The organism is Mariniflexile sp. HMF6888, assembly GCF_044335535.1.
In the GTDB taxonomy this organism is placed as follows: Bacteria; Bacteroidota; Bacteroidia; order Flavobacteriales; family Flavobacteriaceae; genus Mariniflexile.
Genome location: NZ_JBIQVZ010000002.1, coordinates 1 through 23,629 on the forward strand (window position 1 = coordinate 1; position 23,629 = coordinate 23,629).

Annotated in this window: 22 protein-coding genes and 1 other RNA gene; 12 read left to right on the top strand and 11 right to left on the bottom strand. The window is 32.3% G+C overall.

All coding sequences use genetic code 11. The features are described from left to right. Positions 1-1,420: PKD domain-containing protein (locus tag ACGLWY_RS05305; protein WP_396618637.1), on the bottom strand; the 1,420-nt coding region annotated here is incomplete at its 3' end. A 465-nt stretch (positions 1,421-1,885) separates the two neighbouring features. Between ACGLWY_RS05305 and ACGLWY_RS05310 the strand changes: the two genes are divergently transcribed. The 4 genes from ACGLWY_RS05310 to ACGLWY_RS05325 all read left to right on the top strand — a co-directional run bounded on the left by ACGLWY_RS05310 (position 1,886) and on the right by ACGLWY_RS05325 (position 6,428). Continuing rightward, positions 1,886-2,374, top strand: coding sequence for a SixA phosphatase family protein (locus tag ACGLWY_RS05310; RefSeq protein ID WP_396618638.1), 489 nt, complete (start codon positions 1,886-1,888; stop codon positions 2,372-2,374). A 359-nt stretch (positions 2,375-2,733) separates the two neighbouring features. After that, on the top strand, positions 2,734-4,797 hold the full coding sequence (gene ppk1 / locus ACGLWY_RS05315) for a polyphosphate kinase 1 (RefSeq protein WP_396618639.1): 2,064 nt from the start codon (positions 2,734-2,736) through the stop codon (positions 4,795-4,797). 1 nt (position 4,798) lies between these two features. Beyond that, complete coding sequence (locus ACGLWY_RS05320) at positions 4,799-5,704, top strand: Ppx/GppA phosphatase family protein (RefSeq protein WP_396618640.1); 906 nt, start codon at positions 4,799-4,801, stop codon at positions 5,702-5,704. Between the two features lie 199 nt (positions 5,705-5,903). Continuing rightward, positions 5,904-6,428, top strand: a complete 525-nt coding sequence (locus ACGLWY_RS05325; RefSeq protein WP_396618641.1) for a porin family protein — start codon at positions 5,904-5,906, stop codon at positions 6,426-6,428. Here ACGLWY_RS05325 and ACGLWY_RS05330 read toward each other — a convergent pair. The 4 genes from ACGLWY_RS05330 to dnaX all read right to left on the bottom strand — a co-directional run bounded on the left by ACGLWY_RS05330 (position 6,425) and on the right by dnaX (position 9,750). Next, positions 6,425-7,006 (bottom strand): tRNA-(ms[2]io[6]A)-hydroxylase, encoded by a 582-nt coding sequence (locus ACGLWY_RS05330; RefSeq protein ID WP_396618642.1) that lies wholly within the window; start codon positions 7,004-7,006, stop codon positions 6,425-6,427. The two genes, ACGLWY_RS05325 and ACGLWY_RS05330, sit on opposite strands and share 4 nt — an antisense overlap. Positions 7,007-7,012: 6 nt before the next feature. Next, positions 7,013-7,585 (bottom strand): hypothetical protein, encoded by a 573-nt coding sequence (locus ACGLWY_RS05335; RefSeq protein ID WP_396618643.1) that lies wholly within the window; start codon positions 7,583-7,585, stop codon positions 7,013-7,015. 70 nt (positions 7,586-7,655) lie between these two features. Beyond that, the gene (locus ACGLWY_RS05340; RefSeq protein ID WP_396618644.1) at positions 7,656-7,955 is read right to left on the bottom strand and encodes a GIY-YIG nuclease family protein; all 300 of its coding nucleotides are present in this window, start codon (positions 7,953-7,955) and stop codon (positions 7,656-7,658) included. A gap of 49 nt (positions 7,956-8,004) precedes the next feature. Next, positions 8,005-9,750, bottom strand: coding sequence for a DNA polymerase III subunit gamma/tau (gene dnaX / locus ACGLWY_RS05345; RefSeq protein WP_396618645.1), 1,746 nt, complete (start codon positions 9,748-9,750; stop codon positions 8,005-8,007). A 1,152-nt stretch (positions 9,751-10,902) separates the two neighbouring features. Here dnaX and ACGLWY_RS05350 point away from each other — a divergent pair. The 4 genes from ACGLWY_RS05350 to rnpB all read left to right on the top strand — a co-directional run bounded on the left by ACGLWY_RS05350 (position 10,903) and on the right by rnpB (position 12,562). Next, entirely contained in the window at positions 10,903-11,313 is a 411-nt protein-coding gene (locus ACGLWY_RS05350; RefSeq protein ID WP_396618646.1) for a carboxymuconolactone decarboxylase family protein, read from the top strand. After that, on the top strand, positions 11,303-11,503 hold the full coding sequence (locus tag ACGLWY_RS05355; protein ID WP_396618647.1) for a hypothetical protein: 201 nt from the start codon (positions 11,303-11,305) through the stop codon (positions 11,501-11,503). Before ACGLWY_RS05350 ends, ACGLWY_RS05355 begins: the two co-directional genes overlap by 11 nt. 164 nt (positions 11,504-11,667) lie before the next feature. Next, positions 11,668-11,859, top strand: coding sequence for a hypothetical protein (locus ACGLWY_RS05360; RefSeq protein WP_396618648.1), 192 nt, complete (start codon positions 11,668-11,670; stop codon positions 11,857-11,859). Between the two features lie 361 nt (positions 11,860-12,220). Beyond that, positions 12,221-12,562, top strand: an RNA gene (rnpB, locus tag ACGLWY_RS05365) — RNase P RNA component class A. 58 nt (positions 12,563-12,620) lie between these two features. On the opposite strand, the gene ACGLWY_RS05370 is transcribed toward rnpB, so the two are convergent. The 5 genes from ACGLWY_RS05370 to ACGLWY_RS05390 all read right to left on the bottom strand — a co-directional run bounded on the left by ACGLWY_RS05370 (position 12,621) and on the right by ACGLWY_RS05390 (position 16,153). Next, positions 12,621-13,367, bottom strand: a complete 747-nt coding sequence (locus ACGLWY_RS05370) for a hypothetical protein (protein ID WP_396618649.1) — start codon at positions 13,365-13,367, stop codon at positions 12,621-12,623. 29 nt (positions 13,368-13,396) lie between these two features. Beyond that, a complete protein-coding gene (locus ACGLWY_RS05375; protein WP_396618650.1) occupies positions 13,397-13,915 on the bottom strand; it encodes a nuclear transport factor 2 family protein in 519 nt (172 codons plus the stop codon). Between the two features lie 147 nt (positions 13,916-14,062). After that, entirely contained in the window at positions 14,063-14,611 is a 549-nt protein-coding gene (gene rsmD / locus ACGLWY_RS05380; protein ID WP_396618651.1) for a 16S rRNA (guanine(966)-N(2))-methyltransferase RsmD, read from the bottom strand. After that, entirely contained in the window at positions 14,611-15,468 is an 858-nt protein-coding gene (locus ACGLWY_RS05385; RefSeq protein ID WP_396618652.1) for a DUF3822 family protein, read from the bottom strand. Before ACGLWY_RS05385 ends, rsmD begins: the two co-directional genes overlap by 1 nt. Further along, positions 15,416-16,153, bottom strand: coding sequence for a hypothetical protein (locus ACGLWY_RS05390; RefSeq protein ID WP_396618653.1), 738 nt, complete (start codon positions 16,151-16,153; stop codon positions 15,416-15,418). Before ACGLWY_RS05390 ends, ACGLWY_RS05385 begins: the two co-directional genes overlap by 53 nt. A 128-nt stretch (positions 16,154-16,281) precedes the next feature. On the opposite strand from ACGLWY_RS05390, the gene ACGLWY_RS05395 reads away from it, so the two are divergent. From ACGLWY_RS05395 to ACGLWY_RS05410, 4 genes are all read left to right on the top strand, one after another. After that, positions 16,282-17,709, top strand: a complete 1,428-nt coding sequence (locus tag ACGLWY_RS05395; RefSeq protein ID WP_396618654.1) for an ATP-dependent RecD-like DNA helicase — start codon at positions 16,282-16,284, stop codon at positions 17,707-17,709. Positions 17,710-18,196: 487 nt separating this feature from the next. After that, a complete protein-coding gene (gene kdsB, locus ACGLWY_RS05400; RefSeq protein ID WP_396618655.1) occupies positions 18,197-18,925 on the top strand; it encodes a 3-deoxy-manno-octulosonate cytidylyltransferase in 729 nt (242 codons plus the stop codon). Then, entirely contained in the window at positions 18,916-19,620 is a 705-nt protein-coding gene (locus ACGLWY_RS05405; protein ID WP_396618656.1) for an HAD family hydrolase, read from the top strand. The genes kdsB and ACGLWY_RS05405 overlap by 10 nt, the downstream gene beginning before the upstream one ends. A gap of 57 nt (positions 19,621-19,677) precedes the next feature. Further along, positions 19,678-20,760 (top strand): iron-containing alcohol dehydrogenase family protein, encoded by a 1,083-nt coding sequence (locus ACGLWY_RS05410; RefSeq protein ID WP_396618657.1) that lies wholly within the window; start codon positions 19,678-19,680, stop codon positions 20,758-20,760. 266 nt (positions 20,761-21,026) lie between these two features. Here ACGLWY_RS05410 and ACGLWY_RS05415 read toward each other — a convergent pair whose 3' ends face one another. Beyond that, positions 21,027-23,621 (bottom strand): zinc-dependent metalloprotease, encoded by a 2,595-nt coding sequence (locus tag ACGLWY_RS05415; protein ID WP_396618658.1) that lies wholly within the window; start codon positions 23,619-23,621, stop codon positions 21,027-21,029. Positions 23,622-23,629 lie beyond the last annotated feature (8 nt).

Genomic DNA, 23,629 nt, shown 5'->3' on the forward strand with positions numbered 1-23,629 from the left:
TAGGAGCAGTGGCAATTAAGTCTGGGGCAGTAATATTAATTATTTGCACTGCCGTTGCGGTATTCTCACAACCATCTGTAATAGTAAATGTTCTTGTCACTTGTGGACATCCATTAGCGGCAGATGTTAAAACATCAGTATAAGCAATACTGGTAATCGTTCCATCATCAGTGGCTGTATACCCAGTCGTTATATAAGAGTCTTTTATATCATTTGATCCGTCTGAATCATAAGGAAATCGTGCTGTATCCACTGTAATTGCAGACACATCACAACCTACTATATTTATGGGGGAAGGGGCTGTTATGGTTGGATTATTATCAGTAATAGTAACTTCTTTGTTTACAACTACGACATTACAAGGTGAAAGACCATCTGGGTCAGTAACCGTTAATGATACATTATATGTGCCACTTGAAGCATATGTATGGGATGGGTTTTGTAAAGAACTAGTAGCACTACCATCATCAAAGTCCCATTCATAAGATAGATTAGCACCTCCATTAGTTGTTGAAGCTGTGAAATCAACATTTAAATTACAGGTACTACCAGCTCCAGGGGTTATTACCATGGTAGTTGCACTTAAACCTTCTAAAAAAACAATCTCTATATCTGCATTAACAGTCACAAAAGTATCGGTACATTCATCACTTAATGACACTGTAACTTCAATGTTAAAAATGTAAGTGCCTGGTTCAGAAACAGTAACAGTTGGGTCTTCTACTGTATTATTTGGGTTAAAAGTAACTGTTGCCCCTGTTGGAGCCGATTTAACTGTCCATAAATATGTCGGGTTTCCTTCTACAAATCCATTTAATTGAACATCAATTAAAGTAGGTACAAAACAAACTTGATTATCGGTTCCAGAAATAACTGCAAAGTTTGGATCTATTTGAATGGTACCACCAGCAGCAATAACCTCACTAAAAATAATACAAACATTACCGCCACCTGTACAGGCTGAATATTCAATACCACCAATATTGATTCTTTTATTATTATTACAATTTGGTCCACCAGAGGTTAAAGCTCCAGTTCCAGATTGAGTGTCTGTGTCAGTAGTATTTTCAATTACTATAGCAGTGTTGGGAGCAAGGAATAATGTCCCATTATTAACCCATATAATTTGCCCGCCATCTTCAATAATTATTCTGTCAATTACTGATGGAATCGTTACATCTCCTGTAATGTTTATATCTACACCACTAGTAATAGTGATAGTACCAGTACAATTATTAGTATTTATATAGTCCACTAATTCTGCACCTGTCATTACATTGTCACCACCAGTTGCTGCGGTATCGATAGTACAGTCTGCATTGACTTGTAAAAGTCCTATAAATAGAAAAACAAAGGCAAACAAATAATGCTTTATTTGTAAACTTGTTTTTGATAACAGATTTGAGGTAATTGTTTTCATAGGCCAAAAAATTAAGTAGCAAATGTTACTTTAGTTTTAATTATTGAGATGATTATAGAATTACAGTATTACAAATTTTATTGCAATCTAATTTAATTCCTGTAAAGTAGTGAGGGAAGAGTATCTGGTTAATCGATACTAAAACTTAATAGAGAAATTAGATTTGGGGTCATAATTTTTATTATTTATAAACAAAAGAACGTACACATATTAGTCTTTTCAAAAAAAAATGTTAAAAACCTTAAAAAAACGACAAAGGGAATAGTGCAAACACTTAATCGGTTTTAAATGATTATTCAACGATGAACAAATTTTTTAAATTGGTTATTATTCATTAATTTAGGTTAATAGCTTTGTTAAAAATTAAGTTAACACCTATTTTTAATTATATTTAAGAGCAAATAAAATGAATTACACCGACAAAAACAACTTTTTATCGATAATATTTACATTTAATCGAATATTATGAAAAACTTAATTTTAGTTAGACATGCAAAATCTTCATGGGAACATCATGTTATTGACCATAAAAGACCTTTAAACGAAAAGGGCATTAATGATGCAAATAATATATCCATTTGTTTGAATTCTAATGATTTACATATTGATGCTGTTTTTTCTAGTGATTCAGTAAGAACTAAAACAACTGCCAATATTTTTTTTGAAAATCTTAAAATTGATAGGACAATACTGCAATTAAATCATAATTTATACGATTTTTCAGGAAGCAATCTTATTCGTGTCATTAAAGAGTGTCCTAATGATATACATACTTTAATGGTTTTTGGTCATAATCATGCCATAACTGCTTTTGTAAATACCTATGGTGATGTTTATATTGATAACGTTCCTACCTGTGGCGTGGTTCAAATAGAATTTGACATTACAAGTTGGAAAGATTTAAACAAAGGAAAAACTGTAAGTACTTTATTTCCAAGAGATTTAAGAAAGTGATTTTTTTATTAAATACTTTTTTGAATCGATGCATAGCAAATAGATATGTTATTAATGCGTAAATGTCTGCTTAATCATTAGCTTTAAAGCAAATTATTTAACCTAAATAGAATATATTTGTGAAAGCATTTTTTAGTACGTGACAAAATTCAGATATATTAAGATGTCAGCCTGAGCCTTTCGGCTTCGCTCAAGACAAACTAAAGTCGAAGACATTGGAAATATCGTTTTTAATAGCATTTCGCAAGCTTTGCTTTTATCTTCAAATAAGAATATATTTTTATTTTCGATAATGCTCAATGTGACACGCTTCATTTCTGTCATGTACTAAAGAAAGCATTACATCATTATTACCAAGCATGACAAAACCAGAAATCCATTCAAATAGTTATATAAATAGAGAAATAAGTTGGTTGCAATTTAATGCAAGGGTTTTGCAAGAAGCTTCAGATGAACGTGTACCATTAATTGAAAGATTACGGTTTTTGGGCATATTTTCTAATAATCTAGACGAATTTTTTAAGGTTAGGTATGCTACCGTAAAGCGAATCGTTGATGCAGGAAAAGGAGGGAAAAGTGAACTAGGAGGTATTAAAGCCAATGAATTACTTGAAATTATTACTCAAATAGTAATAAAGCAACAAAGCGAAAGCTTGGAAGTTTTAGATGCTATCCATAAACGCCTAGAGGATGAAAACATCTATATCATTGATGAGAACCAAATAGATAGCTCCCAACATGATTTCATAAAAAGATATTTTATAAGAAAAGTAAGTCCAGCATTGGTTACCATTATTTTAAATGACCTAGTAGTACTACCTAATTTAAAAGATAGTGCAGCATATTTGGCTGTAAGAATGGTAATGACGGACAATAAAAAGCAATTTGCTCTTATTGAAATACCAAAAACCATTAATCGTTTTGTTGAATTACCGAAGCAAGGTGATAAAAGTTTTATAATAATGATTGACGATTTATTGCGTCATTGTTTAGGGTATATATTCAATATTTTTGACTATAAAACAGTTTCTGCCCACATGATTAAAATTACACGTGATGGTGAGCTGGATTTTGAAAGTGATTTAAGTAAAAGTTTTATTGAAAAAATCTCCGATAGCGTAAAACACCGACAAATTGGTGACCCTGTTCGTTTTGTTTACGATAAAACCATCGATAAAGAAACTTTAGAATTTTTAATGTCTAAAATGGGCATTGATAATACCGATAGTATCATTCCAGGAGGTCGTTATCATAACAGACGTGATTATATGAATTTTCCAAGCTTGGGAAGAACAGATTTACTTTACACTAAAATAGAGGCATTGCCAATAAAGCATCTTAGTTTAGAATCCAGTATTTTTAAAGCCATAGAGCAGAAAGATTATTTGCTTCACGCACCTTACCAAACATTTTCATATATCGTTAAGTTTTTAAGAGAAGCTGCTTTAGATCCTAAAGTAAAAACGCTAAGAATCACTATCTACCGTTTAGCACAAATTTCGCATATTGCCAGTTCCCTTATTAATGCCGCTATTAATGGGAAATCTGTAACGGTGTCTATAGAGCTTCAAGCGCGGTTTGATGAGCAAGCCAACATAGATTATGCTCAACAAATGGAAGATGAAGGTATCAACTTGGTTTTTGGTGTAAAAGGATTGAAAGTGCATAGCAAAATGTGTGTTATTGAGCGAGAAGAAGGTAAAAAACTAAAACGTTATGGTTTTATAAGTACGGGGAACTTTAATGAGTCAACAGCAAAAATATATACAGATTATACCCTTTTTACTGCAGATCAGCGTATTTTGAAAGATGTTGTTAAAATTTTCAATTTTTTTGAAACCAACTATAAAATTTTCAGATATAAACACTTAATAACATCGCCCCATTATACCAAAAAAGCCATATTCAAATTGATTGATACAGAAATTCAGAATGTAAAAAATGGTGGGGAAGGCCTTATTAGATTAAAAATGAATAGTATTTCTAGCTATGATATGGTCGATAAGCTTTATGAAGCTAGCAATGCAGGAGTTAAAATTCAGATGATTGTTCGAGGTATTTGCTGTTTAATACCTGGCATTCCAGGCATGAGTGAAAATATTGAAGTGATCAGTGTTATAGATAAGTTCTTAGAACATTCCCGAATCTATTATTTTGAAAATGATGGACATCCTAAGGTTTATATTTCATCGGCGGATTGGATGACCAGAAATATTGATAATAGGGTAGAAGTAAGTTGCCCTATTTATGATGAAGAGATAAAACAGGAAATTATAGATACTTTTAATATTTGTTGGAGTGATAATGTAAAGGCACGTGTATTAAATGCTTCACAAGATAACGAGTATAAAATAGATAATAAAGAAGAAGTAAGATCTCAGTTTGCCACGTATGATTATTATTTAAAAAAATTAGAAAATTAATATGCTTTCAATAAAAAAATATGCAGCAATCGATATTGGTTCTAATGCCGTTAGGTTGCTTATTTCAAATATTATAGAACAAAAAGGAAAACCTGTTCAATTTAAAAAGAACTCATTGGTTCGTGTGCCTATTCGTTTGGGATCGGATGTTTTCATTCATAATAAAATTTCAAAGGAAAACACGCAGCGTATTTTAGATACCATGCTGGCATTTAAGTTATTAATGAAATCACATAAAGTGGTAAAATATAAAGCTTGTGCAACGTCTGCTATGCGAGAATCTACCAATGGTAAACAAGTCGTTGATTTGGTTTTAAAAAATTCAGATATAAGTATTGATATTATTGAAGGTGAAGAAGAAGCAGCCATCATTGCTGCCACCGATTTAAATTCTTATATAGATAAAAGCAAAACATATTTATATGTAGATGTTGGTGGTGGTAGTACTGAGTTTACCGTTATTCATGAAGGTATTCCAGCAGCATCAAGATCGTTTAAAATAGGCACGGTACGATTACTTAATGATATGGTTTCTAAAGAAGCATGGCAGGAATTGGAGCAATGGATAAAATCGCATACAAGCGATTATGATAAAATATCTGTTTTAGGCTCTGGAGGAAACATTAATAAAATATTCAAAATATCGGGAAAAGCTTTAGGTAAACCACTAACATATTTCTATTTAACATCCTATTATCAACTGCTTCAAAGCTATTCCTATGAAGAACGAATAACCGAACTGGACTTAAATCAAGATAGGGCGGACGTTATTATTCCCGCTATGCGTATTTACCTATCTTCCATGAAATGGAGTGGTGCTAAAAACATATATGTGCCAAAAATTGGATTGGCAGATGGGATTATAAAAAGTATCTATTATCAGACCGTTTCAAGCAATACACAGTAAAATTTTGCACTTTACCTTTTAAAATTGCAGCATTGTATTTTTATAACATATATTCGTACATGATAGATTACTGAAATTGAAGTCATTTATAACCCGAACCTATTAACTTATGAAATGAGTTTAACTAAGATTTAATTTTTCTATTGATTTTAGAATGCAAATTGCATATGACTTATTAAAAACAAATAATTATCTACTTATGAAAAAAACAGTATTAATAATACTCCTTGGTTTTTCATTTTATGGATTTTCTCAAGAGGTAAAGTATGGTGTAAGAGGTGGTTACACTATTTCGAATTTAGATTTTGAAGGGACACCTACCATGGATAACAAACATCGAAACAGTATTTATATTGGTTTTTTTGGAGATATCCGCTTTTCTAAAACAGTCTCTTTAGTACCTGAATTGCAGTTTTCTGCTGAAGGTGCCAAAGTAGAAGCCTATCATTTAGACTATATTCAGGCGCCTGTTTTATTTAAATTTAGATTAAGCGAAAAAATCCGTTTTGCACTTGGTCCGCAAGTTGGATTGAAAGTGAACAAAGTGGATGATGCCGCTAAAAACATGGGGTATTCGGGTGTTGCCGGCATCGAATATAAATTATCACACATGCTGTTTGCAGATTTAAGATACACGTACGGCATTACAAATGTGTTTGACGATTACTTGCCATTTGAAGCTAAAAACACGAATATACAAATTGGTATTGGTTATAAGTTTTAACCGTGTACCGTTTCCTTTTTTCCTAAATTAGACATTATTTTAGCTTCATATTCAAGAAGTTGTTGCCATTTGGCATCTACTTCTTTTTTTTCGCCATATTGTCTGGCAAAGCCTAAAAACATGGTGTAATGGTTGGCTTCACTTACCATAAGGTTTTTATAAAAAGTGGCTAATTCCTTATCTTTTAATGTTTCCGATAGTAATCTAAAGCGTTCACAACTGCGTGCTTCAATTAAGGCTGCGTATAATAATCTATGCACCAACTGTGTGGTTCTACTACCGCCTTTTGGGAAAAACTTAAGCAATTCTATAACATAATCATCGCGTCTGTCACGTCCTAATACCCAACCGCGTTCAATAATTTTATCGTGCACCATTTTAAAATGGCTGATTTCTTCTTTTACCAAAGCAGTCATCTCTTGTACCAATTCGGTATATTCAGGAAAGCTTACAATCAAAGAAATAGCTGTACTGGTTGCTTTTTGCTCACAAAACGCATGATCTGTTAATATTTCTTCTATGTTTTTTTCAACAATATTAACCCATCGTGGGTCTGTTGGTAATTTAAGACCTAACATAATTAATTATATTTTGTTATATTCAAATTCTTTGACTTGATAATTACCTTTCATATCAATAGTAATTTCAAACATTAGGCAATCATCACTTTCTGGTTTACAAATGCTAACTATAAAAACAACATGATCATATATTGTTGAATTAAGTTCTGAAAACCAAATAGAGTAAAAAGCTGATTCATTGTAGAATTCTTTATTAAATTCAAAAGCAGCATCATGTTCAATAATAAAATTTTTATCTACTAAGAGTTTAAGTATTTCGTTTCCATCTTTATTAATAGTAACTTGAGATGCAAGCTCTCGATAATAATGTTTATATACAATAGTATCTTGTTTAAATATATTTAAAACACTATGTTTCATATCAGTAAATGTTTTAACCTTCACCTTAAAGCCGTTGCTTAGTATCGTGTCTGTTACGGTTTCTGAATATGTTTCTGGAATATATTTTTCAATTTCAAGCGTTCCTAAGGAATCTTTAAATTTCTCAACGGAAGTTTTTAAAGTATCTTTTTTTGTTTTCCCATTGCAACTTACAAATGCTAAAACTATCACTAAAATGTAAATTAATTTATTCATATATCTAAATTTTGTCTCATTTCGACATGATAACGTTTTTCTTTTTTAGTCATTTCGACGAAAGGAGAAATCACATTATTTGAGTATTTAAATTTTCCCATTTTGGGTTGAAACTTGAAATAAGATTATTTTTCTTTTCCCTTCTCCATTTTTTAATAATCTTTTCACGTAAGATGGCTTCTTTTGGATATTCAAACCCTTCATAATACATTAGATAGATACAGTTATATTTGCCTGCAAAAGACTTCTTCATATTCACACTGTCAAAATAATGCTGAGATATACGTTTTTGAATATTATTTGTTACTCCTATATAAAGAGTGGTTCTATACTGATTGGCCATTATGTAAACAAAGTAATTATAAAACATGGGTTCTAGATTATGTGATTTCTCCTAGCGTCGAAATGACACAAACTCATTATATATCTAAATCGAAAGTTTTTCTTAAAATATCTATGTTGGGATTTTTTGCTTTAAGCTTTTCAAACTTTTCAAAAGGGGTATAGGCATATTGCTTTTCCATTTCTTCATTGACACTAATGGATAAATTAATATCAAAGTTGTTTAAAGCCTTTCTTACATACATTAGAAGTTCGTATTGATTACGTTCTAATTCTACTTTATTGGTGGCGTTGGGAAACTCTAAATAAACAATTGTATCTTTTACTTTTGGTGTGTCTATAGATAAAATAGACGCTAGATTGTGTTTGCCATCATTTTGAAGTAACGCAACATAATCTTTCCAGGTTTGTATTAAAGCCGCTTCGGTAAATGGTTCTTTTGGTAGGTTTTCTTCGTCTACTACAACATCCATTTGTTTAATGAGATGCTCCTTTTTAACCTTTAAACTTTTTAAAGACAATCCGGAAGCGCGCTTTAAATCTTGCTTTAATTCAATTTTTTCAGGTTGGTTCACCTGAAATTTATTTACAGCATTAGATGTAGTATTTAAAGGTGTTTCCTCATTCTTGGTTTCAGTCGTTTTTTGTTCAACTGGTATTGGGTCACTTTTTTCTTTATTTGGAATGGTAACCGAAATGGGTTTGATACCTTTTTTCTCGAAGAATGAAGGTGGAATTATGAAATGTCTAGAATTTTTTTTTTCTCCATCAAAAGTGATAGAGGCAAGCTGCATAAGGCATAACTCGATGAGTAGACGTTGGTTTTTACTGCTTTTGTATTTGAGGTCGCAATCGTTAGCGAGATTGATACCTTGAAGCAAAAACGCTTGTGAAGCTTTTTGTGATTGTTCTAAATATTTCTTTTTGGTTTCATCGCCAACTTCGAGAAGTTCTATGGTTTGCGGCGTTTTACTCACCAGTAAATCTCTAAAATGTGACGCTAAACCAGCAATGTAATGATGTCCATCGAAGCCTTTGGAAAGTGTATTGTTAAATTGAAGTAATAACTCAGGAATTTTGTTTTCTAAAATAAGGTCTGTACTTTCAAAATAGGTTTCGTAATCAAGTACATTTAAGTTTTCGGTAACGGCTTGTCTGGTTAAATTTTTCCCAGAAAAGCTAACCACACGGTCGAAAATAGACAAAGCATCACGCATGGCGCCATCTGCTTTTTGAGCGATGATATGCAACGCATCGTCTTCTGCTTTGATGTCTTGTTCTTCGGCTATATATTTTAAATACTCTTTGGCGTCTTTTACCGTAATACGTTTAAAATCGAATATTTGACAACGCGATAAAATAGTTGGGATTATTTTATGCTTTTCGGTTGTTGCAAGAATAAAAATACAGTGTTTTGGCGGTTCTTCCAATGTTTTTAAAAAAGCATTAAAAGCGGCTTGCGACAGCATGTGAACCTCATCAATAATATACACTTTATACTTACCAACCTGAGGAGGGATTCGCACTTGGTCGGTTAAACTTCTTATATCATCAACCGAGTTGTTTGAAGCCGCATCGAGCTCGAAAATATTGAATGCAAAATCTTCATCACCAGTTTCAGTGCCGTCACTGTTAATCATTTTAGCCAAAATACGTGCGCAAGTTGTTTTACCAACGCCACGTGGCCCCGTAAATAACAGGGCTTGTGCTAGATGATTGTTTTCAATGGCATTTAATAGCGTATTAGTAATGGCCTGCTGACCCACAACGTCTTTAAACGTTTGGGGTCTGTATTTCCTAGCCGATACTATAAAGTGCTCCATCGAAATTCTTAAAGTAACAAAGTTAAAAATTCAATTCAGAATTATGAATTATGAATTGAGAATTTAAAATGAGTTATTAACAAAAAGCAAACTTTATAAAATGATAGGCTTTGATGATTTTGTATAAAAAATCGATCTGATAATTAGAAAAATATTATGAATAAATGTTTGGTACATGACAAAAAAACAAAACTGTGTGTAAAGTGTTAGGATGGGACTTCGACAGGCTACCATTGACGTATTTTATAAACATCTGTTTTACAGATAATTAAATTTTAAAAAAACCACGTCATCGCATTCGCTAGTTAAAAACTTTAACAAAGGTCTCAGTCTGACATCGGGAATGGTATTAAATATGCCTGTTAAGCTGAGCTTGTCGAAGCTATATGAAGGGAAAAATGATGAAAAGACTTCGACAAGCTCCATGTGACACGCTTTCATTTTTGTCATGTACTAGTTATTTGCTAATTTGCCAAGTTGTAGAATAACCACAATATGTATAAATAATAGCTAGGGAAGTGGTGGTTCAAGTGGTTTTAGCCAGATTAGAGAAGTACCTATCGGACGGCTACGATATATACATACAATTACCCAACGTTTGAAAATTTGAACCAGAATTCAATAGCTTAACGCAACAAATCAATACTTTAGATTTGTTGTATAAACTCAAAAAAATATAAGCGATTAACACTCAAAGAAGAAGTCGTTTTATTTACTGATTAAAAAATTTACAAATACAATGGCTTATCGCTTGATATGGACATTCAAATAGCTATTCATTTGTTAATAAAATGAATAGCTATTTTTTGTGTTACTCGCTAATTTTCATTAACTTATGTCCACTTTTTAAGTAAAAATCAATACCAAAATACTATTCTATATATTTTGACTTTTACATCCTATTTTTAAAATGCATAGAACATTTTTTGGTGTTATAACTCTGTAAATAAAGTTCGATTTTACTTCGACACTTATAAAACAATTAGTATCGATAAATAAGTGATATGGCGTTTTTAGTTTAGAGATTCTTATCGATTATTAGAAATAGAATTCTTAAAGAATATTTTTGAAAAATAATTTACCTCAGTAAGATAACGTCCTCTCTTTCTGTGGTTAATATAAATAAGCAGGACTAATTTAATACCACTTACAATGATTACTACAAGAAAACGTAACCAAGTAGAGACTGAAATTAAAGAAACATTGGGTTTAGTGCCTAGTTTCTTTAAAAGCATTCCAGAACAATATCTCGATTACGAATGGCAATTATTCAAGTTGCTTGAATTGGGAGAAACATTAATTCCAAACAAGTATAAAGAATTAATGGGTGTTGCGCTGCATTCTGAAACTAAATGTCGATACTGCTTGTTGTTTCATGCAGAAGCTGCAAAATTATTTGGAGCAACTGAAGAAGAGGTACAAGAAGCTGTTCACTATGCTAAAATGAGTGTGGGATGGAGTGTTTACATTAACGGCATGAGAACTGATTATGACCAATTTGAGCAAGAATTTTCTAAAATTGGCGCTCATCTTAAAACTAAACAATTGTCACATGCAAATTGAAAAAAAGCAAAGAAGTATTTTCCAAATTACTTTAACGGGATATGAATTAGCAACATTAATCTCGTCCGCTAGATGGATTGTTGATGGAGCAAAAGGCGAATTGACTTCAGAAGCTATGGAAAATTTAAAAGAATTACTGATAAACTATGACATAGCAACTGAAAAATTGCATAGCAAACCTCCTTCGTAGAAGAAATGAATTTAAAAGTGGCGTACATTTTTTAACAACTCGTTCAGCGGCTAAAAGTAGAAGAGAAAATTTCAAGGCTCAAAACTTAAGAAGGTGTCAATAATATTTTTGGCACCTTATTTTTTAAATGAGTTCTATTCCAAAATGTTTACTGAAGTAAATATATGACTTTACAATCAATGAGATGTGAATTTGGTTTAGATGATAACTCTTTTTCTGACCAAAATACAGAACACATTATTCACGCAGCAATGCTTGGGATTTTGTTTTGCTTTACTGCAAAAACAGAAAGGTCAACACTAGGAGGAATTTTAATGTTAGCAGGGATGGTTTATTTCTATCAAAAAAGAAAATAAAAACGTTGCCTAATAACTAACGGTTATTTGGTATGTAAGGCTAAACAAGAACGTCGTGTTGACTGAACCGGATCATAAAACAAGATTTTATATCGTTAAATCACAGATTTTTTTTTATATTATAGCATTCCATTTAGATTATTAGACTGATCTGATTTTGAACTTAAACGTTGTTTTTAGACATAGCTATGCCAATAGATGCTTAGAGACTGTTTTTAAGTTTTATCCACCTAAATAGCGTCCAACTATTATTTATTTTTTATTAATTGGAAATTGCCTATTAAGTGTTGTACTTTTGCAGTAAGTAAATCGCCTTATCGCTAAATACCTAATTTGATTGGGGTCTTCAGTTGTAAATCGAAAGGTTTATAAACGAGATTCCCGTTTTTACGAGGATTTAGAGGAAAGTCCGAACACCGTAGTGCAATATAGTGGTTAATGGCCACCAGCCGTGAGGCTAGGACAAGTGCAACAGAAAGTATGTACAGGTTATGCTGTAGTGAAACCAGGTAAACTCTATATGGTGCAATGCTATGTAAACCAGCGTTTGAAGGCTGCACGCTTGATGCTGGAGGGTAAGCAGCTAAAGTGTATTGGTAACAATGCACTCAGATAAATGATAAGGGTGTTTTGAATTTTGTTTAGAGTTTACTGTAAATGAGTTTAAGACATACAGAATTCGGCTTATAGATTTACTTGAATACACATAGGCCCTTCTTTATAATTTAAAGAAGGGCCTATTCTTTATAAAATAAATTGGTTTATTTAGGAGCATACGCTAAATCTGGTCTCATTTCTCCTGAATATTCTTCAAATCTGCTGGCATAATTCATAACCTTGCTAAAGGTATCCCAACGGTCTGGACCTAAAACAGCTTCATTTTCTTTAGATCTGGTGGCACCATCTATTTCATCTTTTGCAGAAACTGCCACCAAATAAAAATCTTCTGACGTACCAAAACCGTTTCTGTAAATACGATAAAATTCTTTAGAGCCCTTGGCTGTATAAAGATCTTTTACTGCTTTCATGCCTTCACGCACTTTGGCTGCATTTGAAGGTGTGAAATAAATATAGAACCATTTACGGTAATTTTGTCCGTCTTGGGTCATGGATATACCCTCTGGCATATAAGTTAAATCTTCAACTAAATGTATTATATAGCTTTTGTGCGAATCATAGCACTTATCAAAATCTTCAAATATTTTAGTCCATTTATCACCCATTTTTTTAGCCATGTCGGCAAAAGGACGTTTGTCTAAATCTGCCATGTTTTCAATAGGCGATATGTATAAATATTTCATATCGTTAGTAGTTGCCGCAACCCAACTTGTTTGTGGCTTATACTCATTACATGCATCGTTAAACTCTTTAGCTACTTTCTCATATTGCATCACCATAGAAGGATTTACATTGTCTTGGTGTATTTGATACGATTTTTGTGCTTGTGAAAAATTAATGGTCAAACATAAAGTAAACCCCAGTAAAAAAGTTGATTTAATTGTTTTCATAATGGACTGTATTTTGGTTAGTATATAGTTTATTCTTGTTCAGAAGCCATTTCTTCAGTCATTTTTGCAGCTTCTATTTCTGCAATAGTGGCACTTATACCAGATGTGTCATAATAAGCGTACTCCTTGACAATTTTGCCATTGACATATTGTAATGTTAAATGCACAGGAACAATTAGTTCTTTATCTGTTACTTTTGCTTTGCCTTTCCAAGTATTCCAATAGTTTACCCAAGTATCTCCATCTTTATCAATTATCATTTCGTATTCTGCTCCTTTATCATTGAAGCCGTATGACGAAAAGTTTGATATCATTTGTTTCATGCTAGTCATTATTTCGTCTGGTGTAGATGCTTTGTTTGTATTGTGGTAAATTTTTGCCGTATCAGCAAAGTTGGCTTTCCATGCGTCCCAATCTTGGGCTTCATAAGCTTTAATACCTGCTTTTGTAGTTTCAATTTCGGCAGATTCTTCAAAATAACGTTGTGGTTTGTTGTTGCAGGCTATAAATAGAATTAAAGCCAGTACAAGTAAAAAAAGTTTTTTCATTGGTTTATGTTTTAAAGGTTAGTAATTCACATTAAACCATAAAAAAGAGACAAGAAAAGAAATACTTTTTTGCTGCGAGTAGTAAAGCATACATAGAGCCTGGGACTCTTAAGGGGTATCTAATTTACTGAAAAAAAAGCAATTACGTTATATTTTTTTTAAAATTTCAAAAAAACTAAACATATTGCCTCCATAGCTTTTAGAATAACTATAATTAATTAAGTTTGATAAATCAGTATGTTTTGAATGCTCTATAATAAGTAAACCATCTTCAAGTAACAAGTTGTTTTTAAATACTAATTCTGGAATTTTAGCAAATACGTCGTCTGTGAAATTGTAGGGTGGGTCAGCAAAAATAATATTTGCCTGTATTGTTGTTTTCTCTAAAAATGTAAATACATCGCTTTTAATGGTCTGTATCGGCATTTTAAAAGCAGCTGCGGTTTCATTAATAAATTTTATGCATCCAAAATTCTGATCGACACAAGTAATTTGTTCGGTGCCTCTTGAGGCAAATTCGTAGCTTATGTTACCAGTTCCAGCAAAAAGATCTAACACGACCAGTTCATCAAAATAAAATGTGTTATTTATAATATTAAATAGCGATTCTTTTGCCATATCGGTAGTTGGTCTCACCGGTAGGTTTTTAGGGGCTACAATTTTTCTGCTTTTGTAAATTCCTGAAATAATACGCATTAAAAACTTTTTATTAAAGTGAAATTGGAATGGTTATATTTTGGTGCTTCCACATATTTATAAGCGTCATTTCTATTGCCAAAACTTACGTTTCTAATGTATTTGTATGCTATTGTATATAGGGCATCTTCTTTAGAAACATCACCTATAAAAACTAAATTAAATGTTTCGGGATTAAGATTTAGCTGCTCAGTAGCAAATAAAATGTAATAGATAAAATCTTCAGGGGTATTATACTCGAAGGTATTGTATAATATAAGTTTAGCATTGTCAACTATAACCGTTTCAAAATGGTTTTTACTAATATTTACATATACTTTTGGTTTGCTGGTATTTTTTTCAATATGTAAAATTTCTTCAATTAAAACGGTAGATACGTGCTTGAATGTAAATGCTCCAAACTGATCATAAATAAAGTTGTTAATATTTATGTAGGGCACATACACGTTCATACTGTCATTTACAACTACTTCATCGTAAGCTATAAAATCGGATACCAGAATTTTAGAATTGAATTTTAAGTAATCGGCCATGCAATCTTCATTAAATAGCGGTTTTGGCACTAATGTAGAAAGGTCGTTATCATGTATAATGGTTATGGCACTATATGTATTTTGGGTAATGTTTTCGGTATTAAAAAGGTGCTTTAAATGATCTAGAACTTCTAAAGGGTTTAACTTTTTTTGAAAATTAACTTCTTTTAAGCTACTAATGGTATTCGTATCCCTTTGCAAGATACAAAAAGAAAGTCCACTCAAACTTATTTGAATGGACAGTTCTAGATTAGTTAGTTTGTTTGAAGTTTTATTCGTTTGCGCCATAAGTCTTTGGCCAGTTTCCAATGGTTTTAACTTCATTCATTGAGCCTACTTTTAAAGCATCACCATTTACACCATCTACCGAAACCACTTGATTTTCTTGAACAACCATATCACGATCTTGGTCAAATAAGATAACATCTTTCTTTACAGAAGCTTCAAACACAGGGATATTTATATCGTTCTGTCTTAAAAAGCCAGCTTGTAATTGAAACTTTTCCCCAGGTTTTCCAACAGGTACGTTCATCATGGTTTTGTATCGTGTTGAATTTTTAAATAAGGAGTCTTTTACAGGAACAAACCCTAATGTATCTATAATAACTATATCTTTTGTAGTGTCTACCCCATAACGCTTAGTTAATTCTTGGTCAATAACAACAGAGTCACGACGTTGTGTAATAGTAAATTCAGCTGTTTCAACAAATTTAACTAATTCATCAAAGCTATCTGTAAACTTACCGTTTACTTGTTTGAAAGCTAACTCAGAATCCCTAATGTCAATTAAATTCTTAATGACTTTTGCGTAACGCTTATTCTTTTCTTTGTTAAATAAAATAGGTGTATAAACAGACACGTATGTCTGGTAGCCTAAAAATGCTATTAAAATCCAAAGTGCTATATTTAATACAGGCTTGAATTTAGAAGGAATGTATTTATCAACTAACTTAACCAAGCCAATTGTAAGCAGAATAGCTGCAACAGCAATAAGAATAAATCTTAACATAATCGTTTTTTAATTTAAATAGTTTATCAAAGGTCTTTCGCAAATCTACAATTTTTTTTTAATCGTAAAAACCTATTATCGGTAAAAATCATTTCTATCTTTGAATAATTTATAATTTGTAGGCATTAATGACTTCATCCGAATTTTATTCCCTTATAAAACAGCAGTTTCCATTTCAACCCACTTTAAAACAAAATATTGTTTTACAGCAATTATCAGAATTTATTTTTAGCAAGGCCCCAAATACACTTTATGTGCTAAAAGGGTATGCCGGTACCGGTAAAACCACCATTGTAGGTACCATAGTTAACAATTTATGGAAAGCAAAAAAATCTTCGGTACTAATGGCTCCAACGGGTAGAGCTGCTAAAGTAATTTCTAACTACTCAGGAAAAGAAGCATTTACTATCCACAAAAAAATATATTTTCCTAAAAAAGAAAAGGGTGGTGGCGTTTCTTTTGTGTTGCAGCCTAACAAACACAAGAATACCATCTTTATTGTAGATGAGGCCTCTATGATACCTGATACGCCCGGAGATTCTAAATTATTTGAAAATGGTTCGCTTTTAGATGATTTAATGCAGTATGTGTATTCGGGTCATCAATGTAAACTCCTTTTAATAGGGGATACGGCACAATTACCACCCGTAAAGTTGGATTTAAGTCCGGCTTTAAACGAAAATACGTTGGCTTTAAATTATAATAAAGAAGTCACCAAAATGGAATTGGATGAAGTCGTTAGGCAAGAACAAGATTCTGGAATTCTAGCAAATGCCACCGTACTACGTGAAGCGCTATCAAATGGTGTGGATGATGCATTTAAATTTGATTTAGCGGGTTATAAAGACATCGTTAGGCTTATTGATGGTCACGACATTATGGATGCTATAAATGACGCATATAGCAGTTTAGGAAATGAAGAAACCGCCATTATTGTTAGAAGTAACAAACGGGCTAATTTATACAACCAGCAAATAAGGAATCGCATCTTATTTAATGAAAGTGAGTTGTCTTCGGGCGATTATTTGATGGTCGTTAAGAATAATTATTTTTGGATTAAACCAACCACCGAAGCAGGATTTATAGCCAATGGTGATATTATTGAAGTTTTAGAAATTTTCAGTATTACAGAGCTTTATGGTTTTCACTTTGCAGAAGTTAAAGTGAGAATGGTTGATTATCCAAAAATGCCGCCTTTTGAAACGGTTTTATTATTAGATACCATTGAATCTGAAACACCTTCCTTGTCTTATGAAGATTCGAATAGACTGTACCAAGAAGTGATGAAAGATTTTGAAAACGAAACGAGCAATTACCGAAAGTTTTTAAAAGTAAAAGCAAGTAAACATTTTAATGCCTTGCAGGTTAAATTCTCGTATGCAATAACGTGTCATAAATCGCAAGGGGGACAATGGCATACCGTTTTTGTAGAACAGCCTTATTTACCAAACGGCATCGATAAAGAGTATTTACGATGGCTTTACACAGCCGTAACAAGAGCTAAAGAGAAACTGTATCTTATTGGGTTTAAAGATGATTTTTTTGAAGAAGCTTAGTCTCAGTCTCAGTCTCAGTCTCAGTCGCAGTTTTGGTCGTAGTTTTTTTGAATTCAATAAATTCAAGATGAGTTCAGTAAAATGCTTAGCAAGAAAATAATAATTATCTTTGAGATTATATTTCTTAAAAGCGTGAGTTTGATTTAAACACAATTGATGGTTTTGCATATTTCATATAGCTATATTCGACAAGTTCCGACTGATAAGCGCTTTATGTTTTAATCTTGTCAGACTAGTTTGTCGAAGACCTAATAAACAATAGTCATTAGTCATTAGTCATTAGTCATTAGTTAGTAGTGAACAGCCAAATCAACGAATAAACAAATCAACAAATAAACAATATAGTAACTAACCAATAATATATAGTCAATTCAACAATTCAACAATTCAACGATTCAACATAAAATAAGTTATATAAAAAGTTTGCATCCAGTAACATTAAAAACCATTAAATTTTATTCTATTTTTGACACAGAATTTAAAGAAGATGAAAATAATTTCAATGATTCCGGCACGTTATAGCGCATCGCGCTTTCCTGGAAAACTCATGCAAGATTTGGGTGGTAAAACGGTTATTTTGCGTACTTACGAAGCTACTGTTAACACCAATTTGTTTGATGATGTTTTAGTAGTTACCGATAGCGATATTATTTATAATGAAATTGTGAATAATGGCGGTAAAGCCATGATGAGCAAAAAGGAACACGAATGTGGTAGTGATAGAATAGCCGAAGCTGTTGAGTTTTTAGATATTGATATTGTTATAAATGTGCAAGGTGATGAACCTTTTACGGATAGGGAATCTTTAGAAAAGCTCATAGCAGTATTTAAAGACGACCATAATAAAAGCATCGATTTAGCCTCGTTAATGGTGCATATTAGTAATGAGGAGGAAATAAATAACCCCAATACGGTAAAAGTAATTGTTGACCAATCAAACTTTGCGTTGTATTTCTCTAGAAGCCCAATACCATATCCAAGAGATAAAAACGTAGGCGTTAAATATTATAAACACAAAGGCGTTTATGCTTTCAGAAAAGAAGCTATTTTAGATTTTTATAGATTACCTATGTTGCCTTTAGAAGCTTCAGAAAAAATTGAATGCATCCGTTATTTAGAATATGGTAAACGTATTAAAATGGTAGAAACTTCCACTGAAGGTGTGGAAATTGATACACCAGAAGATTTAGAACGCGCCAAAAAAGCATGGAAATAGATTATAAAAATATAAAAGTTATTGGTTTTGATGCCGATGATACACTTTGGGTCAACGAAACCTATTTTCGTGATGCCGAAGTTGAATTTGGCAAATTATTATCGGAATACGAAACTTTAAACAAAATAGACCAAGAACTATTTAAAAAAGAAATTGATAATTTACCACTGTATGGTTATGGTATTAAGGCTTTTGTATTATCAATGGTTGAAAGTGCTTTGATACAATCAAACTATAATATTTCAACAAAAAGCATTGAAGCTATTTTAAATATAGGAAAAGATATGCTTAACAAACCTGTTGAATTACTTGATGGGGTTGAAGATGTCTTGAAATATTTATCAAAAAAATACCGAATCATATTAGCTACTAAAGGCGATTTGTTAGACCAAGAGCGTAAACTTGAAAAATCGGGGCTAACAAAGTATTTTCATCACATAGAAGTTTTAAGCGATAAGCAAGAAGCCAATTACTCAAAATTATTAAATCATCTTGATATAAAACCATCAGAGTTTTTAATGATTGGTAATTCGCTAAAATCGGATGTGTTACCTTTGGTAAACATAAAAGCACATGCCATTCATGTTCCATTTCATACTACTTGGGCACATGAACAAGTTTCGGAGTTGGAAACCAATGGTAAAGCCTATAAAACCATTAATAGTTTAAGAGATTTACTGAAATTATTAAATTAATAACCAAGTAAAATCAAAATAGTACTATTTTTACTTTTGAAAAAGAAAACATATTAAATGAGTTATAAAAACTTTCCAATGGTGTCAAAAGTTATTTTTGGCAGAGGTAGTTTCAATCAATTAAGTGAAATTTTAGCCCCAAAGCGCTTAAGCATGAACGCCCCATTTATTTATTTAATAGACGATGTGTTTAAAAACAATTCATGGTTAACATCACGAATTCCGCTAGCCTATGACGATAAAATACTGTTTGTTTCTACTAAAGAAGAACCAAAAACATCGCAAGTAGATGATTTGGTAGATGGTATAATTTTAACCACGAAAGAATTACCATCAGGTATTATAGGTATTGGTGGCGGCTCTGTTTTAGACTTAGCAAAAGCCGTATCTATAATGCTTACCAACGAAGGTGAAGCTAAAGATTATCAAGGCTGGGATTTAGTAAAGCATGCCGCTTTATACCATGTTGGAATTCCAACCATATCGGGTACTGGTGCAGAAGTTTCTAGAACAACGGTTCTTATTGGTCCCGAAAAAAAATTAGGCATCAATTCGGATTTCACACCTTTTGATCAAGTTATTTTAGATTCCGAACTTACTAAGGACGTGCCAACAGACCAATGGTTTTACACAGGTATGGATTGTTACATTCATTGCATAGAATCTTTAAAAGGTACGTACTTAAATACTTTTAGCGAAACCTATGGTACAATGGCCTTAGAGCTATGTAAAGAAGTATTTTTAGATAATAATTTAACAGCTATTGAATCCCAGGAAAAGCTCATGATGGCTTCATGGCATGGTGGTATGAGTATTGCCTATTCCCAAGTGGGTGTTGCACATGCCATGAGTTATCCATTAGCTTATTTATTAGGCATTAAACATGGAGTTGGAAATTGTATTGTTTTTGACCACTTAGAAGCGTTTTACCCAGAAGGAGTTGAACTTTTTAAAACCATGAAGAAAAAACATAATATTATCTTACCACAAAATATTTGTGCCGATTTAAGCGATGAAGATTTTGATAAAATGATCAACATTGCTTTAAATTTAGTGCCACTTTGGGAAAACGCTTTGGGCAAAAACTGGAAACAAATTATAACACCTAAAAAGCTAAAAGAACTTTATAAAAAAATGTAAATGACATGGTTATCTAAACATTTATTTTAAAGTAATGCAATAAAAGCAGGTTTTGAATTAATGAATCTATTTTTTGAAGGTGTAAAAGGAAAAACACCTAAATAATATTAGTATGGCATGAAAGTTGAATTATATCTACTGTGTTAGAAAATGAAACATAAAGTAAACAAGTCTTTTGTTCCTAAAAAGAAACATCACTAGCTCACAAAAAACAAAAGCTACTTCCATTTGAAAGTAGCTTTTTTCTTTTTATATATTTAACCTTATTATTTAATTTCTTTTAAAGCATTATCTATAAGTGTTCTTAAATGCTGTTTATGAGCTATTGAAGCCACATCACCAGATACACTAGCCATGGCCTTTATTTTCTTTAAATTATACAAAGCCATAGACTTAGCATTGTTAGTATAATTGCCACTTTGTTTTTTTGTTACCATAGCTATAAGCATATAAGTATATTCCAACTGCAAGTTTTGTCTAAATGAGTTCACATTGCCATAAATATCCGCTTTAAAAATTGCATTATTTAAATCGGTCATAAAAGAAGCTAATTTGTATTCATTTCCATATAGTTCAGAATCTGAAATACGTTGTAATGTATTATAATGCAAAAGATGATTCAACACATTTTTTTGATAAGTTAAAATTTGCTTGTGAATTTTTGGGTCTTCAGGGGTTTTAAAGTTAAAACCACGGCGTTGTATTGCTAAATAATTGTATAAATCATTTGGTGCATCGAAAGCATTTGGTGCAAAAACATACTTGCTTAAAGCAGCCATAGCACGCTTTTGATCTTTTAAACTTACAGGCGTGTATGTCTGTGTGCCACCTTCTTGTCCCGCCATAGCCCTGTCAACATAAACACCACCAATAAATCTTGATATGGTGTTTCCAGCGGTTGCTTTTTGTGAACTTAATAAATAATAAACACGTCTTAATTCCTCATACGATTCACCAGATTTTGTAAACTTTGTTTTTACATCTTTCATTAGGTTGTTAGACAATTCTATTCTGTCTATAGACCATGTAATTTGATCATTTGATTGATCGGACACATTCACTCTTGGGTCAATTGCTTTTCCCGGTGCACGCATGTCATCAGCATCATTTCCAAAAATATGTTCTGGTTTTGTAGATTCATTTAATAATGCTTGGTGCTCAGCTTCAGATGAAAATGGTTGATAACCTAGCTGTATAGCCCAAATATCGTAAGGACCAACAGCAACGTCATCATATTGTCCTTGTTTGCTTCGGTCTTTGGTAATGTTTAAGGCAGCATAGTCCATAACTGAAGCCGTTAAACATTTTCCTTCAATAAATTCGGCATCATTTAACTGTTCTGGAGAAAATAACTGACTCGCTTTCATGTTATGATTTAAACCTAAAGTATGCCCAATTTCATGCATAATTAAAGCCATCATGGATTCTTTTTTAATACGATCCATTTCTAAATCAGAATTTGTATAAGTAGATACGGCGGCACTTGCAAACATAACTTCTTCTTGTAGTTGATGCCCTAATGTGCAATACATGTGATTTGGTTCGTTATGTTCAGGTGCTTCAAAAGGCGTGTCTAAAGTTGCTAAACTATACACTTTATCATAAAAAACCCTGTTGGTAAAATGTGAAAATTCCAGCATAATATCGGCACCTAATATTTGTCCTGTTTTTGGGTTTACAAAACTTGGACCGTATCCACCAAAAGGAGGTTTGGGTGATGATGTCCAACGCAAGACATTGTATTTAATATCTCCAGCATCCCAAGTGGCATCGTCAGGTTGTACTTTTACAGCCATGGCATTTTTAAATCCTGCTTTTTCAAAAGCTACATTCCATTGCAAAACAGCATTGGTAATGGTTTCTCGCCATTCTAAAGGCGTAGAGTTTTCTATCCACCAAGTAATAGGCTCAACAGGTTCGGAAATAGCGGCATTTGGGTCTTTCTTTTCTAAATGCCATCTATGAATTAAATCTCTATACGCTATGCTCTTGGTAGTCGTTTTGTCATCAACTTGAGTAATGAAATAACCAACTCTTGGATCGTCGTATCTAACTTCATAATTGTTTTCCGGCATGGCCATTAAACTTTGAAACACTTTTATACTCACGTTTCTGCCGTCAGCAACAGCATTAGAACCATTATTTAATACAGCAGGTGAGGAATACACATATTCTACTTCTATGTTTGTGTTTTCAGAATAGTTCTTTATAGAATTAATCTTAGTTTTAGATTTGTTTAAACCACCGAGTTTAAAAGTTGTAGGTGATTTTCCAGGAGAACTAGGCCTTTTAACTTGAGTAAATGTTTCATTTAAAAAAAGTTCATCGGCTTTAATTAAATAGAGTCCATTCTTTTTATCGTGTGCTTCAATATGTAAACTAGCCAAATTAGCATTGGTTATATTGGCTTCTTTAGATTTAGACAGTGGATTTTTTGGATCAAAATAAAACGATGTATTTTGAGCTACAAATTCTATTTTATTAAAATATTTTTCAATTTTAATAACTTTGGAGCCCATATATGAACCTCTGATTGTTCTGCCAGCATCTACAACTCCATCGGCTATTTGACTGAAAAAAATAAATTCCTTATCTATTTGTTTGTCTGATATAATCATTTGTAATGATCCCGTAATGGTATCCTGATAGATAGGAAATAACCCTTCAATTTTTTTGCTGGATTTTACTAGTTCTGCAATTGTTTTTTCTTTTTTAGCAGGTCGAGCAGGTGCTTCTGTTGTGTTTTCTTTTTTATTTTTCTTTTTTTTGTTTTGTGACTCTATATTTTGAAAAGATAAGAGTGTAAAGAGGGCCAATGCGATATAGGCATAACGGGCTGCATGTAATTTGGTATGTCTCATAGTACATT

Excerpts from the sequence above, each read along its gene's own strand:
- ACGLWY_RS05310 (WP_396618638.1), top strand. The coding sequence starts at position 1,886 with ATGAAAAACTTAATTTTAGTTAGACATGCAAAATCTTCATGGGAACAT.
- ppk1 (WP_396618639.1), top strand. The coding sequence starts at position 2,734 with ATGACAAAACCAGAAATCCATTCAAATAGTTATATAAATAGAGAAATA.
- ACGLWY_RS05320 (WP_396618640.1), top strand. The coding sequence starts at position 4,799 with ATGCTTTCAATAAAAAAATATGCAGCAATCGATATTGGTTCTAATGCC.
- ACGLWY_RS05325 (WP_396618641.1), top strand. The coding sequence starts at position 5,904 with ATGAAAAAAACAGTATTAATAATACTCCTTGGTTTTTCATTTTATGGA.
- ACGLWY_RS05330 (WP_396618642.1), bottom strand. The coding sequence starts at position 7,006 with ATGTTAGGTCTTAAATTACCAACAGACCCACGATGGGTTAATATTGTT.
- ACGLWY_RS05335 (WP_396618643.1), bottom strand. The coding sequence starts at position 7,585 with ATGAATAAATTAATTTACATTTTAGTGATAGTTTTAGCATTTGTAAGT.
- ACGLWY_RS05340 (WP_396618644.1), bottom strand. The coding sequence starts at position 7,955 with ATGTTTTATAATTACTTTGTTTACATAATGGCCAATCAGTATAGAACC.
- dnaX (WP_396618645.1), bottom strand. The coding sequence starts at position 9,750 with ATGGAGCACTTTATAGTATCGGCTAGGAAATACAGACCCCAAACGTTT.
- ACGLWY_RS05350 (WP_396618646.1), top strand. The coding sequence starts at position 10,903 with ATGATTACTACAAGAAAACGTAACCAAGTAGAGACTGAAATTAAAGAA.
- ACGLWY_RS05355 (WP_396618647.1), top strand. The coding sequence starts at position 11,303 with ATGCAAATTGAAAAAAAGCAAAGAAGTATTTTCCAAATTACTTTAACG.
- ACGLWY_RS05360 (WP_396618648.1), top strand. The coding sequence starts at position 11,668 with ATGACTTTACAATCAATGAGATGTGAATTTGGTTTAGATGATAACTCT.
- ACGLWY_RS05370 (WP_396618649.1), bottom strand. The coding sequence starts at position 13,367 with ATGAAAACAATTAAATCAACTTTTTTACTGGGGTTTACTTTATGTTTG.
- ACGLWY_RS05375 (WP_396618650.1), bottom strand. The coding sequence starts at position 13,915 with ATGAAAAAACTTTTTTTACTTGTACTGGCTTTAATTCTATTTATAGCC.
- rsmD (WP_396618651.1), bottom strand. The coding sequence starts at position 14,611 with ATGCGTATTATTTCAGGAATTTACAAAAGCAGAAAAATTGTAGCCCCT.
- ACGLWY_RS05385 (WP_396618652.1), bottom strand. The coding sequence starts at position 15,468 with ATGAAGTTAAAACCATTGGAAACTGGCCAAAGACTTATGGCGCAAACG.
- ACGLWY_RS05390 (WP_396618653.1), bottom strand. The coding sequence starts at position 16,153 with ATGTTAAGATTTATTCTTATTGCTGTTGCAGCTATTCTGCTTACAATT.
- ACGLWY_RS05395 (WP_396618654.1), top strand. The coding sequence starts at position 16,282 with ATGACTTCATCCGAATTTTATTCCCTTATAAAACAGCAGTTTCCATTT.
- kdsB (WP_396618655.1), top strand. The coding sequence starts at position 18,197 with ATGAAAATAATTTCAATGATTCCGGCACGTTATAGCGCATCGCGCTTT.
- ACGLWY_RS05405 (WP_396618656.1), top strand. The coding sequence starts at position 18,916 with ATGGAAATAGATTATAAAAATATAAAAGTTATTGGTTTTGATGCCGAT.
- ACGLWY_RS05410 (WP_396618657.1), top strand. The coding sequence starts at position 19,678 with ATGAGTTATAAAAACTTTCCAATGGTGTCAAAAGTTATTTTTGGCAGA.
- ACGLWY_RS05415 (WP_396618658.1), bottom strand. The coding sequence starts at position 23,621 with ATGAGACATACCAAATTACATGCAGCCCGTTATGCCTATATCGCATTG.